Consider the following 15475-nt stretch of genomic DNA (forward strand, 5'->3'; position numbering starts at 1 on the left):
TTGTCCCCTGTGCAATACAGAGTTCAATCCTTAGTAGCTGCTTAATATATTTGTCTAATTTTTTGGGTTCAGTTCATTTCCCAGTTAAAAGAAGTAGTCTTTTTCTATTACGTAATTTGGTTCCATAAATGATGCTTTATCGCATCTTGAATAGTTTACTCAAAGGGTATTTCCCACAATTATAGAAAATATCCTTTGTTTCTTAACTCTTTATTGTTGGCTAGATTGTTGGTTCTTTTTAGCTTCTGCTTGAGCGTTTTGTTGTTTTACTGCTTGTACATCTGTTTCACTAGCAAATTCCGTTCCAAATTTGTTAGATGCAGCATTTGTTCCTACAGAAGTTTTGTTTGGTTGTTTGTTATTATTCATTACAATCACCTCCATAAAATTTAATGTTCCCAATAGGATCGTAACTATCCCAAAAAGCTTTTAACGAATATACGATTGTTAATAATAGGACGTTATGTTAACTTCACGTGTATATGTTATACATCAAAACTCCTCATCCAGCGTTCCCCTCACATGGTACAATTAAGAAAAGGAGGAGAACTTCAAAATGATTTTAGAAGCAGTCATGTTGCAAATAAAAGACGGTATGGAGACGGAGTATGAATCAGTATTTAAGCAAGCATCCTCAATCATCTCTTCCATGCCAGGATACATAAATCATGAATTACAACGCTGTATGGAGCAGAAAGGAAAATATTTGCTCCTTGTGCAATGGGAAACTTTAGAAGACCACACGATAGGATTTCGTCAATCTGAACAATATCAAGAGTGGAAAGCATTATTGCATCACTTTTATGATCCATTTCCAACAGTTGAACACTTTAAGCCTGTAGAGTTATCACGAAACTCAACTTGACCGTCTATTAATAATTGAAAAGTAACTTCCAATAACGAGAATTATGTAAATAAGCTGTCCATATGGACAGCTTATTTACATAATTCTCGTTTTGTTGGTGCTACCCCATACCCATCAAGCTAAAATTATATACGTTTAATTTTACGTGAGATTTTTTCTTTTTTCTGAAGATCCATTGAGGTTCTTTAAAGATTTGCATACGAAATAAACCCTATTGGGTTTCAATTTTTTTAATTATGCTACATGATTGTGAGACATAGTAAAGTCATATACGACGCCTAAGATATCAAAGACTGTTTTCTTCTTGTACCGGTGAGATTTTCTCCCGTTTTTCTCTAAAAGACAAAACAAACGCAGTAAAACTTTTAATAATTCATGAATGCCCTTCTGTAATCCTTCATAAAACAATAGATAATAATTCTTTATCATATAGATGGATTTGTACTCACTTAGCTCTTTCTTTTTCTTATTCAAGAGTAACTGACGCATTTTGAACATTGTCGATGAACAAAGTAAAATACTAATGAGTTGTCCATATAAATGGCATTCTAAACGCTCTTTCTTGATTTCTTTGCACTTGTCAATTTGAAAGAAAGATTTCCATGTTTTGAACAAGATTTGTCGGGTAAAAGACTGGCGCGGTATCAGTTGTGACCCGTTTCCAGTCTCTCCCCATAAGAACTGCTCGTGAGGTTTTCCCTCAAGCAGCTCACCCCATAAACTTCATCAAAAGGGTTATGAGACCTATCAAATGGCAGACACTTTCATCGGAAACTCTCTGCACTTTTCAGGGGAAGGACTTTCCAGTCCCAGTAAAGCCCCAGTACACCATAGAGATATTCGTTACTCCATCTCTGCCATCCGATGCTACGCTTTCGTCTTCGTTTCCTTCTCGTTAACAGTGTGCGAATTTTCATCTCCGTATAATCACGTACTTCACTGAAAGCTTGACTAGAGTTCCCAACCCGGAAGTAGTTCACCCATCCAGTCAGTACGGCATTGATTTGTTTTATTAAGTCTTGTGCTGGCTTCGCTCCTGCGTTTTGAATGAGTTCGCGAATTTTTGCTTTCACTGTCGTGCGAGCTTTCTTCTTCGGGATCATGAAAACGAAGAATCCATTCTTATTTCGGCTCGGTATTCGTCTCAGGTCAAATCCTAAAAATCCGAAGGATTCTCCTTTTAGAACATTGACCATCTGAGTCTTCTCCAGATTCAGTTCAACTCCCAAAGGCTTTAACTGTTCCCACAGTCGTCGTAATACCAGTTCAGCCCATCCACTTTTACTGGAGTGTCCGCTTACAGCGATAACTATATCGTCGGCAAAACGGTGATAGTTTACAGCTTCGTAATTGCCCTCAGCTGTTTTGCGTCGAATGGTATCAAATGTCCAATCCACTTCATTAAGGTAAATGTTCGCGGCTAGTGGAGAAAATGGCCCCCCTTGCGGGACACCGATCTTTCCTGTTGCCTTAATTACCTGTTTTACAAGATGCATAACCTGTGGGTCTTGGACACGTTTCGCGATTTTCTCCAATAATATGTTGTGTCGGATTGTATCAAAGTAGCGCGACAAATCAACATCAATTATTATGGTCATACGACGCAATATACTGCGTCGTACTTCTGCCAATGCCTGATGTGGAGAGCGTTTCGGCCGAAACCCATACGAGTTTGGACAGAAATCAGCTTCAAAAATTGCTTCTAATATGAGTTTTAGCGCTCCTTGTACTACACGATCTCGTATACACGGAATTTGCAGAGTTCGCATTTTGCCGTTTGCCTTTGGGATTTCTACTTTTCGATTGGCTTGTGGTCGGTATATTCCAGCTTGCAATTCCTCTTGAATACCCGTTAAGAATGGGATAACTCCTTCTAGTTCTATATCAGTAAAACTTTTTCCATCAATGCCTGGAGCACCGTTGTTTTTCCTCGCCTGTTGATATGCTTCGTGAAGGGTTGTCATTTTGGTAATGTGGGTAAATAGCCCCCAAAACCGGTGCGTAGGTTCAGACTTCGCCTTTCGATAGATTCGTTGCCTTAATTCCTGCAAAGTGATGGGTGTTTTTGTCATGGCACCCTTGCCTCCTTTAGTCATACGAAATGTTTACAGGTTCGGACCCTTTCCTCCCCGCGCGTTTTGCTGCACGCAGATCTCTGGTACTACGATCCGTTCCGCCACCCTGACACCTACCGTTCTCACTTCCCGATCGCGGTTATAGAGACGGTCTCCTCGATGAGGTTTCTTCATCGGGTGTCGAGGGCTTCTCCAGTTTCCACATTATCTTTCTCTCCATGTCGCCGCTGATACCCCGCCGGTGAGAACTGCCGTTCCAGACTCGTTTCGGTCAGTTCTTGTTGCTTTCGCACGTTATCGACCGTCTCAGCCACCGGAATTGCGTGTAACGAGGCTACATCTACGTTCACTGTACGTTACAACCTGGAGATTTGCCCACATGCCTTTTGCATGTGATGTCAGAGGGCTTCGCCATGTCGCTTTCACTTCATGGCGCCTCTCAGGCTACGGGAGTGGAGTCTATTCTCCCGATTGGACTTTCACCAACTAGATAATGTGTCCTTATCTGGACACGCCGATTTGCCAACGTAAAGAATACCAATCATGTACTTGTCCCGTCGGGACAATATCTGTAGGGGTGTTTGTCATATATACATTGATACCACTGAGTCGTTTACTACGAGGAGAATACTTCATTCCTTTCTTTTTTTCTCTTACAATTTGATCTTGTAATCGTTTTTGTTGCTGTTGTTTTGTTAATCGATGAACAATTACACGAGCTGGCATTTTATCAATCATTCCTACATAAGCATCAGCTATTTCACATGTTTGTCCTGGTTGAAGGGAGTTCATTAACGTCTCCATATCTATCTGTATATACTCTGTACCTTTCTTAATTCTTCCATCTTGAAAATAATCAGGGGTAGGATTTTTTTGATAAATACGTGTATTCGACTTGATACGAGAGATATAGTAGGCCTCCTTATCTTGTATATATTGAAGGTCTTTCAAATGAAAATAACCTAAATCTCGGATACATAAATCATTCGCTGTCACAGTTGGGGCACACAGAGAGCCGTAAGTGCGATCATGTTGTGTACCTGGGGCCTGTATGAATATGTAGGAACTGTCCACTTAACAAATCATACTCAAGTTGAATTTTTATTCCAGCTGTATGGCTGCATCCTCCTGCACCTGGATAAACCGATGAAAATATATCTGGGAGTTGAAATGCAGTTGAATCTAAAATACGAACACGCTTGAAAACAGAAGTGTATGGCGAAGAAATCGGCATAGATGCGTCCATTTTTTTGTTTAGTAGTTCAGCTAGTAGGCGTTGCAAAAGTTGGACAGCCGCCTCATTAAACCGTTGATTTAGTCCTTCAGGACTGATGAGCACTTCTGTTGATGCTTCTAAACAGCTACATAACTGAGTTAAAGAGGTTTTAGCGAAATTTTGACTCATCCATACACATAAAGCTACTAAATCTTGTGCTTGATACTTACTTGTTCGCTGTACAAATCCAACATCTCTAGCTAGATTCTGTAAGGTATTTGAGGATAAAAGACTCTTAATCTCCTGTGCAAATAATTGTAAGTCATCAGATACAGAATTAGACATACAAAAAACGCCATCCTTTCCTATAATTCTACAGTAAGAATAACGTCTTTTTTGCTTAATGAACAGTGTGAAACCTTAGCTTTATGGCAATGTGACGGTACCTCATTTAGTCGTCTGATAACATTACATATTTACATAATTTTCGTTATCGAAAGTTACCGTATTCATGTTTTAAAAGAGAATATACCTTAGAATCGCAATACATACCATTGATCATTACACTTTGTCTTAATGTTCCTTCATATGTCATTTTTAGCTTTTGCATAACTCGTTCAGACGCTGTATTCCTTATGTCGCATCTTCCTTCAATACGATTTAAATCTAATTCTTGAAAGCCAAACTTTATTAGTTCTTCTAAAGCTTCAACGATAACTCCTTTTCCCCAATACAGTGGGTTAATAACGGCTCCTAAAGAAGCGCTACTGTGTGATAATTTCCAGATGCCACAGGTGCCAATAGCTTTCTGATCCCCCTTAAAGATAATAGACCATATGAAAGACTTACCTTTCTTAGCTGTATCCATCGTATTTTCTAAAAAAATACGAGTTTCATCTTTATTCTGATGTACCTCTCGAGGTACATATGTAGTTGTTTGAGGATCCGAATAGACTTCAAATAAATCATCTAAATCATGAAAATCTAGTTTTTTTAATAAAAGACGCTTTGTTTCTAATTTTGGGATTTTATATGTATCTTCCATACTCTCACCTCAGTTAATCGTTATTTATATATTATATACCTTATTCATGTAAAGTTTACATAACCTATCATTATAAGTAGTCAACAATCAATAGAATTTTCGTTATGAGGGATTTTAATTTTTTAGGTTGATAGCGATGGGGTCACCATATCAAAAAAAGATAATTGTGCGTTTAGACATATTTTTCAGCCACTTCCTGTTCGTTAAGGAACTCATTATTTTTTTACAGTTTTTTATTAAGAAATTCTAAATAATTAATTATAATAGATGAAAAAAACGATCAATAGTTGGGGTACGGAAAGGATTCGAATTTACATTCTTTCTCAATACATATCATGGATAAATAAAGTAAAATATGGGTTGGGGCTATGTCTCATGTTGTGTTAATCCTAACAATAACTAAGGGTACATAATATGCTTTCATACCTTTGAATAATTTTGTTGTAGAAGGGATGGAGATTTAACTGGCTCAAATTGTTGGTATTAATAGATACCTTTGTACTGGGACTTTAATCTATATGCGTGAGGGCCTTTCCCTAAGTCTTGTCAGGAAGTAATAGTATGCAAACACTTATACAATATGAATAGAGGAGAGGAATGCCATATGAATATACGTAGTCAAATTACATGTGCAAGTCTGGCCCTTTTAATAGCTGGAAGTTCCCTGTTATATACAACACCAACCTCAATTGTAAAAGCAGAGCCTACTCAAAATGTATCTAGTACGTTACAAACAAATACTCAACGAGATCATACTTCCGTCAAGCAAGCAATGCGGGATACATTGCAACTTGGATACCCGGGGATACTTGCTAAAACTTCTGAGCGTGGAAAAACGTGGGGGTATGCCGCTGGAATAGCGGATCTGAGAACCAAGAAACCAATGAAAACAGATTTTCGCTTTCGCATTGGGAGTGTGACGAAGACGTTCACCGCAACAGTTGTACTTCAATTAGTTGGAGAGAATCGCTTGAAGCTAGACGATTACATCGAAGACTGGTTGCCTGGTGTCATTCAAGGAAATGGATATGATGGTAACAAGATTACTATCCGGCAGATATTGAACCATACAAGTGGTATCGCTGAATACTCAAGGTCAAAAGACGCTGATTTTACGGATACAAAAAAATCGTATACGGCTGAAGATTTAGTGAAGATGGGGATTTCTCTTCCCCCAGACTTTGCTCCAGGAAAGGGCTGGTCTTATTCAAACACAGGATACGTATTACTGGGTATCCTTATTGAAAAAGTAACTGGAAACAGCTATGCGGAAGAGATTGAAAATCGAATTATTGAACCACTTAAATTGTCAAATACATTCCTACCAGGCAATTCAAGCGTTATTCCAGGCACTAACCATGCCCGTGGATATGTCCAACCAGACGGAGCAAGTGAGCTAAAAGACGTTACTTATTATAACCCAAGTGCAGGTAGCTCTGCTGGAGATATGATTTCTACTGCTGACGACTTAAACAAATTCTTCTCTTACTTGCTCGGTGGCAAATTACTGAAGGAACAGCAACTAAAACAAATGCTTACTACAGTTCCTACAGGAAAAGAAGGAATCGATGGATATGGTCTTGGAATCTATGAAACTAAGCTTCCAAGCGGTGTCTCGATATGGGGACACACAGGTGGCATTCTAGGGTTTACAACTCTTGTTGGAGGTAAACTTGGAGGCAAGCATACGTTGGTCGTCAATTGGAATAGTTTGGGTAGAACTGATAGTCCTAATCCTTTTAAAAATATTTTACTTGCTGAATTTAGCAAGTAGGAAAAAAGGAAAAATTTATCGTAGTTTTCATAGTTAAAAATATACTTTTCTGTTTCAAAAGCCCCAACTTATTTTCAAAAAAAATAAGTTGGGGCTTTTTTTGTTTTGGTGGCGTTTATTCTTCTTAAGTTGACGGCCATGTGGTGCTACCCCACATCCATCAACTTAAGGTATATTTTCAAACAAAATGCGGTCTTTCCATATAGTTTTTTATTATCTTTTGTAGATTTTATAAAAGCGGGCATATCAAATAAACCCTGACGGGTTTCAATTTTTTACTATGCTACCTGATGAGTAGAAGTGGTATACTCATAGACAACACCCAAAATATTAAAGACTGTCTTTTTCTCGTATCGATGAGATTTTCGTCCGTTGTGCTGTAGGAGGTTAAACAGACGAAGGAGAACCTTTGATAATTCTTGGGTGTTTTTGTGTAATGCTTGGTAAAAAAGTGAATATAAAGCGATGTACATAATCCTTAATTATGTACATCGCTTTATATTCACTTAGCTCTTTCTGTTTCTTACGTAATAGGAGTTCTCGCATTTTAAACATAGTAGAAGAACATAATAGAATACTAATGAGTTGTCCATAAAGATGACATTCTAATCGCTCTTGTTTAATAGATTTACAACGATGAATTTGAAACCAAGATTTCCATATTTTAAATAACAGCTCAATTTGTCAACGTAATGAATATAAATCATAGATTTTCTCTTTTGGTACCCATTCCGTAGGAATGTTTGTCATATATACCGTAATACCTTGTAAAAGCTTTGTACGCTCTGTATATGTAATTCCTTTTTTCTTTTCACGAATAGCTCGGTCACGTAGGCGTTTCTGTTTTTGCTCCTCGGTACATCTATAAACTACAATACGAGTAGGCAATTTGTCCTTACTCCCTACATATACATCGTGTAATTCATACACTTGGCCAGGTTGTAGTTGTTTCATAATGTCTTCCAAATGAATTTGTATATATACTGTTTTCAATTGAGAGGGTTTTGTTTTAAATACCACTGTTTCGAACTCTTTTCTATATATTTTAGTTGGTAACTTAAGACGAGATAAATAATACCCCTGCTTGTCTTGAATAGACTTAAAGTCTTGTAGACGAAAATATCCTAAGTCACGAATATACAGCTCATTCTTTTGTATCATGCCTGTTCGAGTCGCACCATACGCCTGATCACTTCGTTTTCCTGGTTCAATTTTCACATCAGAAAATTCCCCACTCAACAAGTCATACTCTAGTTGAATTTTCACACCAGCTTTATGACTACATCCTCCGGCACCAGGATAGGTAGATGCGAATCGATCTGGAACCTGAAAGGTTGTAGAATCAAGGATGCGAATGCGCTCAAAGTAGGAAGAAAGAGAATGAGAAATCTTAGATACGCCTCCAATTTTAGCTTGTAGAAGTGTAGTAAATACAATTCGAAAGAAGGCTACAGAAGCAGAGTTAAATCGCCGATTAAGTCCTTCCGGACTTAATAAAACTCCTGTTGAAGTTTCTAATTGACTACATAGTTGAGTAAGAGAGGTAGTAGTGACTTGTTGATTTAGCCATACACACAAAGATAAGAAATGGTGCCCGTGGCACTTACGTTTTCGTTTCATTCCGCCTGCTTCTATGGCTAATTGATTAAGTGTAGCGGGAGACATATATCGATATAACTCTTCAGCGAATAAAGATAATTCTTGTTTTTGATTCATATTCATAAAAAACACGTCACCCTTTCTCATTAACATAAGAAAATAGTAACGTGCTTTTAACTTCAAAAATAGTCTAAATCCTTAAGTTGATGGATGTGTGGTGCTACCCCATGCCCATCAAGCTTAAGATCTTGAAGGTACCCCATGCCCATCAACCTAAGAAATTGGTTATTCCCCCAAAACAAGAATTCCGCGTATTTTTAGTCTAAAGACGTTAGTTATTTGCTCTTCAAAGAACCGCTTTTTCTAAATAAGGAGAAGCATCACACGGCGATCAAGCTAGAATTTTAATGTACCACAAAATGAAAATATTCATTCACTACAGTTGATTACTTTGAGAAATTAGCGTAGGGGGATCTTCTTTTGTTAGTTTGATAGTGATGGGATGTACCCTATTGATAAAAAATAGACCGATTGGTTTTTACCGTTCAGTCCATAAATAATTGTCTTACTCCAGAAAAGCGCCCAATTCTTGAATAAGCAGGAAGCTCTATTGTAGAAAATCAACAATCTATTTTTATCTAAAAATAGATCTGTTAACTTCAAAATTGTTAATCTAATATTGTATTTTTACTAGGATTTCTTAAAAATTCAAAAAGCATTTTGATTTGAGTCTCTGTATTTCTATCGAAAGAAAGTACAGGTAAATTATCTTCATCATAAAAGTCTATTCCTTTTGTTTCTAAACCATTTCTTGCTTTCCCTCCAATAATCTCACAGTGAACAAACAACTTATAATAATGATATGGTTGAGGAGGATGAGGATGCTTATTCATATCCATTAAGCGAGTAACTTTGTAGGTACTACATCGAATCCTGATTCCTCTTTTATTTCTTTTACAATGTTTTCACTAGGAGATAAACCTATATCACAGAAACCACCAGGTAAGGACCATCTATCATCAATTTTTTCACTTACCATTAAGATTTTCTTTTCATTAAATACTACTCCACGAACGTCTATTTTAGGTGTTTGATATCCTTTTTCATTAATAAATAAATCCTTGATTTTTTCCATGTCTAAATCAGTATATTCTCCCATTATCTCAGCACTTATTTTTCTTAATTCTTCATAACGTTCAATATCGTAAACATCTTTTGAAAAGGTTAATCCTGCTTGAGATAATGATTGTATCCTCTTTGCCCATTCTAACCATTTATAACTCATTTTGAATACCTTTATTTACAAGGTCAATAAGCTGCCTAACACTGTTAAAAGAAGAATTAGGTTCTGCATTAAATTCTAAAGTTTGATAATCTGGCAACCACTGTACTCCCACCGTATGTACATTTGCTTGATTTCCTGCATGTATATCTGCATCACTATCTCCGATAAACACAGCCTCATTATTTTGCACACCTAATAAAGATAACGCCTTGATTATTCCTTCTGGATGTGGCTTTGGATTAACAACATCATCACCTGTTATGATGACCTCAAAAAGTTTATCCATTTGAAGGGCCTTTAAGGAAATATCTAGACTCCTTCTCGCCTTTCCAGTAACAATTCCTATTTTTATGCCACTGTCTTTCAAAAACCTTATCATTTCATTAATTTCCTTATTAGGATTAACTAAATTAGAATGATTCTCTAAATATTTTGTATAATACAATTCAATTGCTTGTTCTTTATTTACATTAGTAAGATTTTCTCTAATAATCCCAGTTTCTGAAGGACCAAACATTGCTTTTATCTCTTCTGAAGAAAGATCTTTATTATCAAATTCCTTAAAGACATTCTGAAATGAATAATAACAAATTGGCAATGTATTTGCTAAAGTTCCATCAAAGTCAAAAATAATAGCTTTCATAAAAAAATCATCCCCTAGTAGAATTAATTAATTTTAAAGACTGAGACGCTAATTCATTTATTCCATTAAAGAACTATCCCGGAACAAGGATAAGCGCCCATTTTTCATTTTAAGACTAAATAATAAAAAAAGAACAGGTGAATGTAGCAAGTAAATGAATGTTCTTATTACTTAAGATAGAAGATATATTCTTTGTCTGAATTCACACCCATTTATTTGATAGTATTGAAAAAAGAATAAATGTGATTTTTAATGAGTAACTTGATGTCTTTATTAGATTCAAGCTTGGTTAAATTAAATCCAAAATATCTTTTGGTGTATTCAATACATAATCAGCTTTTTCAAACCCTTCCCTTGTCTTTGAACCCCATAAAGCGAGTGCGAATTTTACACCAGCACTTTTTGCGCATTGCATATCGTATATAGAGTCCCCAATGTAAATTGCTTCATTATTAGGAACATCTAATTTTTGTAAACAAGCTAATAATGGTTCAGGGTGTGGTTTATGTTTATCAGTATCACATGCACAAATTGTATGTTCAAAGTAACCACTTAAACCAAATGGCTCGAACTCTTCTATTACTTCTTGCTTAGTTTTTGATGTAACAATACCTAGTTTTAATTTACTAAGAGATAACTCTTTAATAACGTCTTCTAATTCTTCAAATACGGAAACTTCATTAGAAAAATCTAGTACAGCTTTTGACCATTTAGGATGAACAACGTCTATATTTGGTACGTTTAATTTTTTTAGCGTTTCTTTTCCTGGAATCCCTAATGCAAATCTTAAGTCATGTAACGCATAATCTTTCTTTAATTCTTCTTTTAAAATTTTTTGTAGCGATTTTAGGATTGCTTCTTCTGTGTCTAAAATTGTACCATCCACGTCAAAAATAAAAGATGTAATCAAAATAAAACCTCCCAATTTTTTCACTCTTTACTTGCAATTACTATTTCAATACCATTTTCTTTCAAAGTATTATATAAAACATTAGGCATAACTTGATTTGTGACAAATGTATCAATATATTCAAACGTTAAAGCCTTATAATTCTGTCGTTGATTGTATTTGGTGTGATCCGCCACTAAAATAACTTGATCAGCATGTTTTATTAATTCACGCTTGAAATAAATATCTTCTTCAAAACCATAGTATATACCCTCTTCTGTGATACCCGCGGCCCCAATAAACACTTTATTAAAGTGATAATCTTTAAGCTTTTCAGTGGTAGAATACCCAGTAACATGTCGAGAGGCTTTATTTAGTGTTCCTCCCAAAAGGTGAATAGTTGTATCTTCAGATTGAGCTAACATATAAGCACTATCGATCGAATTCGTCACAATAGTTACGTTTTTTGATTGTAAATATTGTGCTACGAAATTGACTGTAGTTGAAACATCTAAGTAAATCATGTCACTAGTCGTTATCATATTTGCAGCTTTCATTCCAATTATTTTTTTCGTTTCTAATTCAGTCTGTGATCGCTCTTGATAATTATCAATTTTCTTATGAAAAGTAGCTAAAGCTACTCCACCATAGATTCTAGATACTTCTTTATTTTGTGAAAGTTTTACTATATCTCTTCTTGCAGTATCTCGTGAGATATGAAACATTTCACACATCTGTTTAATATTCATGGTTTTATGTGTTTCTAAATAATTAAGGACTCGTATCAATCGTTCTTCTTGATTCATAAATAACCTCCTTAAGGATACTTTAAGTTAATTTAAGTCATTTTTCAAGTTGGTTTAAGTTATTCAGTACGTAATACCTTTTGGTTTAAGTTCTTTTAAGTTATTTAGGTGAAAAACTTTTCTTGATGCCTTTATAATTAGCGTTAAATTCTATATACCAAGTACCATAAACGAATGTTTTGAAGAAAAAAGAACAATTTGATGAAGAACTATTAAAACACATTTCTCCATTAGACTCTCTACGACCATTACAGATAATTTAGTAGTAAAAAGCCGATTATCTTAGCGTACAGGAAATCGGCTTTTTCTTTATAAAATCTTGCTTAGCGTACGGAATTCGCGTTTTGTTGGTGCTACCTCATCGCTATTAAGCTAAGATAAATTTGTATCCATATAATAAAAAAAACGCTATGCTTTTTGTAGAAATATACAGAAAGGATGGCGTTTTTTATGACTCTATCGATTCAAGATGAGTTTCATTTATTCGCTGAAGAACTACAGCGGTATCTATCTCCAAGTATCCTTCAACAGCTCGCACAGGAGACGGGTTTCGTAAAACGTAAAAGTAAGTATGGCGCACGAGATTTGGTCGCTTTATGTATTTGGATTAGTCAACACGTAGCAAGCGATTCTCTTACTCGATTATGTAGTCAGCTTTATGCAAATACAGCTACACTCATGAGTCCAGAAGGACTGAATCAACGCTTTAATCCAGCAGCTGTCGCATTTCTTCGAGAAGTCTTTACTGCGCTTCTCACACAAAAACTCTGTTCAAATCACTCACTTTCTGCACATATAATCTCTACTTTCAATCGTATCCGTATTCTAGATGCAACAGTGTTTCAACTACCTAATCAATTCGCCACAGAATATCAAGGTTCAGGTGGGAGTAGTAATAAGGCAGGCGTGAAAATTCAATTGGAATATGATTTACTTAGCGGTCAATTCATTAACGTGCAGCTTGGACCAGGAAAGAATAATGATAAAACATATGGTACCATCTGTCTTGAAACCGTAGAAGCAGGCGATTTGTGTTTACGTGATCTTGGTTACTTCGATTTAGGAGACTTACAAACCATTCATGATAAAGAGGCTTACTATATCTCACGGTTGAAGTTGAATACACGCATTTATATCAAGAACCCTAACCCAGAATACTTCAATAATGGTACGTTAAAAAAGCAAACAGAATACATCCAGCTTGATATGACACAAATGATGTCTGATCTAATCCCCGGTCAAACGATGGAAATCCCCGAGGCATACATTGGTCAAAATCAGAAACTTCCAGCACGTGTCATTATCCATCGTTTAACCGATAATCAAACGCAAACACGTCTGAAAAACCAAGCAATACGTGAAAAGAAGAAAGGCATTATCATGAAGGATAAAAGTAAACGTTTAATGGGCATGAATGTATATATCACGAATACATCACTAGAAGAAGTACCGACGAACTACGTGCATTCATTATATTCACTTCGTTGGCAGATTGAAATTTTGTTTAAAACGTGGAAGTCATTCTTTAAAATTGATAAATGTCAAAATATAAAAAGAGAACGCCTAGAGTGCCATTTATATGGACAGCTCATAGGCATTCTCCTCTGTTCTTCTACGATGTTTCATATGCGCCAGTTTCTACTTGAAAAGAAAAAGCAGGAGCTGAGTGAATACAAAGCGATTTATATGATTAAAGATTACTTTCCGTCACTGTTTCAAGCAATAGCTGTTGGCACAGCAGAACTTTTAAAAATTCTGCATCGCCTTTATCAACTGCTCAAAAAGAATGGTCGTAAATGTCATAGACATAAGCAGATGACCGTCTTTGATATTCTAGGGATTGTGTATAAAACGACGGTGAAGCATAGACAAGCTGCCTAGCAAAAAAATCGCGTTTTAATAGGCTTATTTAGCATGCCTACTTTTTATCACTTGCTAGTTTTGAAACAAGGATTATTTCTTACCTAGTAAATTACTTGATTAACTTGATGGGCATGTGAAGGTACCCCCAAACGAAAAATTTACTTATCTACATCAGCTCATTTTATACATCTAGCGGTTTATTCTTTGATAGTTGTTGTACTTCTGTTTGAATATAAATAAAGTAAGTCCCATTTATCCAAAAACACCCCTGATTTCCATTATGTATAGGAAATTAGGGGTGTTTTTCAGTATATAAAACTTCAACATTATTAATAAGTCTTCTTTTAAAATATAGATGGTTAAACAGATGAAAAACTTCAATTATTATATTGTCCCTTATTTCTTAAATAAAGGTGCTATTTTATCAATTTGATTTGTCCAAATTCCACCTGTATAATCGTCAGGAAGGCGTTTTATATCTTCAGATGAGTCAAATCCACTTGAAAATCCAAACCCATTTCCTCCTACAACGATAACTCGAGTATCTGCTTTATCCATTCGATTAAGAAAACGATTTGGCCATCCCCAAAGCCAAGGAGCTACTTTGTCTGGTATATGTAACTCTCCATGCTTCAGGCTTGAAGGTATGTAGCCAGTCCACCCTAATGCCATATAAGTAATAAGATCTTTTTTCATGGTCGCTTTTGACATTGTTCGTAAACTAGGGATGCGCTCTTTTATCGCAGCAATTGGTTTATCGCCACCATATATAGTTAGTTGATCAAGGCGTTTCGCTGGTAATTTCTTAAGGTGAGCAGCCAATTGGATTCCTTCATTTTCATCATCACTTTTAATATGAATAAGAAAAGAACGATCTGGAAAATGGTTAAGTACTTCATCAAGTGTTGGCATAAGATTAATCCCTTTACCACGTAACGGGAATGTTTTACCTCCATCAGCTGTATAACCGTAACCAATATCAAGTGCTTGTAGTTCTTTTGTTGTAAAATCTCTTGTAACACCTTTACCATTAGTACGGCAATCAAGAGTCCAGTCATGAAAAATAACAAAATTATTATCTTTAGTTGGTTGAACATCAAACTCTACTAGATCAGCTCCAGCTTTAAATGCCGCTTCCATAGATGGAATTGTATTTTCTAAATAAGAATGTTCAGGTTTATTTATACGTTCTGCTGTACATGTATCGCTCTCAATCTCTTCCATGCTAAATGTTTGCGAAAGTCCTCGGTGAGCAAGAAGAAGAGGAGTTCCATCATCCCTCTTAGCAAAAAAAGAACTGTTATTTACATAAACAAATACGAATAGGATAAGAATTATCCAAGTCGTTTTACGTTTCAATAACCTTTTTAGTTTGTTCATTGTATGCTCCTCTTAAATTTTGGTTGAAATGCCTT

The 15475-nt window shown here is 35.9% G+C and carries 10 protein-coding genes and 4 pseudogenes; 3 read left to right on the forward strand and 11 right to left on the reverse strand.

What is annotated here, in order from left to right; all coding sequences use genetic code 11:
* Nucleotides 1-210 precede the first annotated feature (210 nt).
* Nucleotides 211-369 carry a gamma-type small acid-soluble spore protein gene (locus AB6801_RS22590; RefSeq protein WP_001063580.1) on the reverse strand — a complete coding sequence of 53 codons (159 nt, stop codon included), beginning with the start codon at nt 367-369 and terminating at the stop codon, nt 211-213.
* 187 nt (nt 370-556) lie between these two features.
* Between AB6801_RS22590 and AB6801_RS22595 the strand changes: the two genes are divergently transcribed.
* Nucleotides 557-865 (forward strand): antibiotic biosynthesis monooxygenase family protein, encoded by a 309-nt coding sequence (locus AB6801_RS22595; RefSeq protein WP_000599690.1) that lies wholly within the window; start codon nt 557-559, stop codon nt 863-865.
* A gap of 234 nt (nt 866-1099) precedes the next feature.
* On the opposite strand, the pseudogene AB6801_RS22600 reads toward AB6801_RS22595, so the two are convergent.
* The 4 genes and pseudogenes from AB6801_RS22600 to AB6801_RS22615 all read right to left on the reverse strand — a co-directional run.
* Nucleotides 1100-1486 (reverse strand): annotated as a pseudogene (locus AB6801_RS22600) (IS4 family transposase); the annotation flags it as partial.
* A gap of 143 nt (nt 1487-1629) precedes the next feature.
* Complete coding sequence (gene ltrA, locus AB6801_RS22605; protein ID WP_097861763.1) at nt 1630-2937, reverse strand: group II intron reverse transcriptase/maturase; 1308 nt, start codon at nt 2935-2937, stop codon at nt 1630-1632.
* A gap of 513 nt (nt 2938-3450) precedes the next feature.
* Nucleotides 3451-4501, reverse strand: a pseudogene (locus AB6801_RS22610) (IS4 family transposase); the annotation flags it as partial.
* Nucleotides 4502-4646: 145 nt separating this feature from the next.
* On the reverse strand, nt 4647-5201 hold the full coding sequence (locus AB6801_RS22615) for a GNAT family N-acetyltransferase (protein ID WP_087947882.1): 555 nt from the start codon (nt 5199-5201) through the stop codon (nt 4647-4649).
* 604 nt (nt 5202-5805) lie between these two features.
* Between AB6801_RS22615 and AB6801_RS22620 the strand changes: the two genes are divergently transcribed.
* Complete coding sequence (locus AB6801_RS22620) at nt 5806-6975, forward strand: serine hydrolase domain-containing protein (RefSeq protein ID WP_088360975.1); 1170 nt, start codon at nt 5806-5808, stop codon at nt 6973-6975.
* Nucleotides 6976-7253: 278 nt separating this feature from the next.
* Here AB6801_RS22620 and AB6801_RS22625 read toward each other — a convergent pair.
* From AB6801_RS22625 to AB6801_RS22645, 5 genes and pseudogenes are all read right to left on the reverse strand, one after another.
* A pseudogene (locus AB6801_RS22625) lies at nt 7254-8697 on the reverse strand (IS4 family transposase).
* A gap of 545 nt (nt 8698-9242) precedes the next feature.
* Nucleotides 9243-9859 (reverse strand): annotated as a pseudogene (locus AB6801_RS22630) (NUDIX hydrolase).
* Nucleotides 9849-10502 (reverse strand): HAD family hydrolase, encoded by a 654-nt coding sequence (locus tag AB6801_RS22635; protein ID WP_370941160.1) that lies wholly within the window; start codon nt 10500-10502, stop codon nt 9849-9851. The pseudogene AB6801_RS22630 and the gene AB6801_RS22635 overlap by 11 nt, the downstream one beginning before the upstream one ends.
* 289 nt (nt 10503-10791) lie before the next feature.
* Entirely contained in the window at nt 10792-11412 is a 621-nt protein-coding gene (locus AB6801_RS22640) for an HAD family hydrolase (RefSeq protein ID WP_370941161.1), read from the reverse strand.
* Nucleotides 11413-11432: 20 nt separating this feature from the next.
* Entirely contained in the window at nt 11433-12197 is a 765-nt protein-coding gene (locus AB6801_RS22645) for a DeoR/GlpR family DNA-binding transcription regulator (protein ID WP_370941162.1), read from the reverse strand.
* Between the two features lie 450 nt (nt 12198-12647).
* Between AB6801_RS22645 and AB6801_RS22650 the strand changes: the two genes are divergently transcribed.
* Entirely contained in the window at nt 12648-14078 is a 1431-nt protein-coding gene (locus AB6801_RS22650) for an IS4 family transposase (protein WP_370941163.1), read from the forward strand.
* A 378-nt stretch (nt 14079-14456) separates the two neighbouring features.
* Here the strand turns inward: AB6801_RS22650 and AB6801_RS22655 are convergent, their stop codons facing one another.
* A complete protein-coding gene (locus AB6801_RS22655) occupies nt 14457-15440 on the reverse strand; it encodes a glycerophosphodiester phosphodiesterase family protein (protein WP_044585210.1) in 984 nt (327 codons plus the stop codon).
* Nucleotides 15441-15475: the final 35 nt, after the last annotated feature.

Origin of the sequence: Bacillus sp. RCC_6_1, from assembly GCF_041360755.1 — a bacterium.
GTDB lineage: Bacteria > Bacillota > Bacilli > Bacillales > Bacillaceae_G > Bacillus_A > Bacillus_A cereus.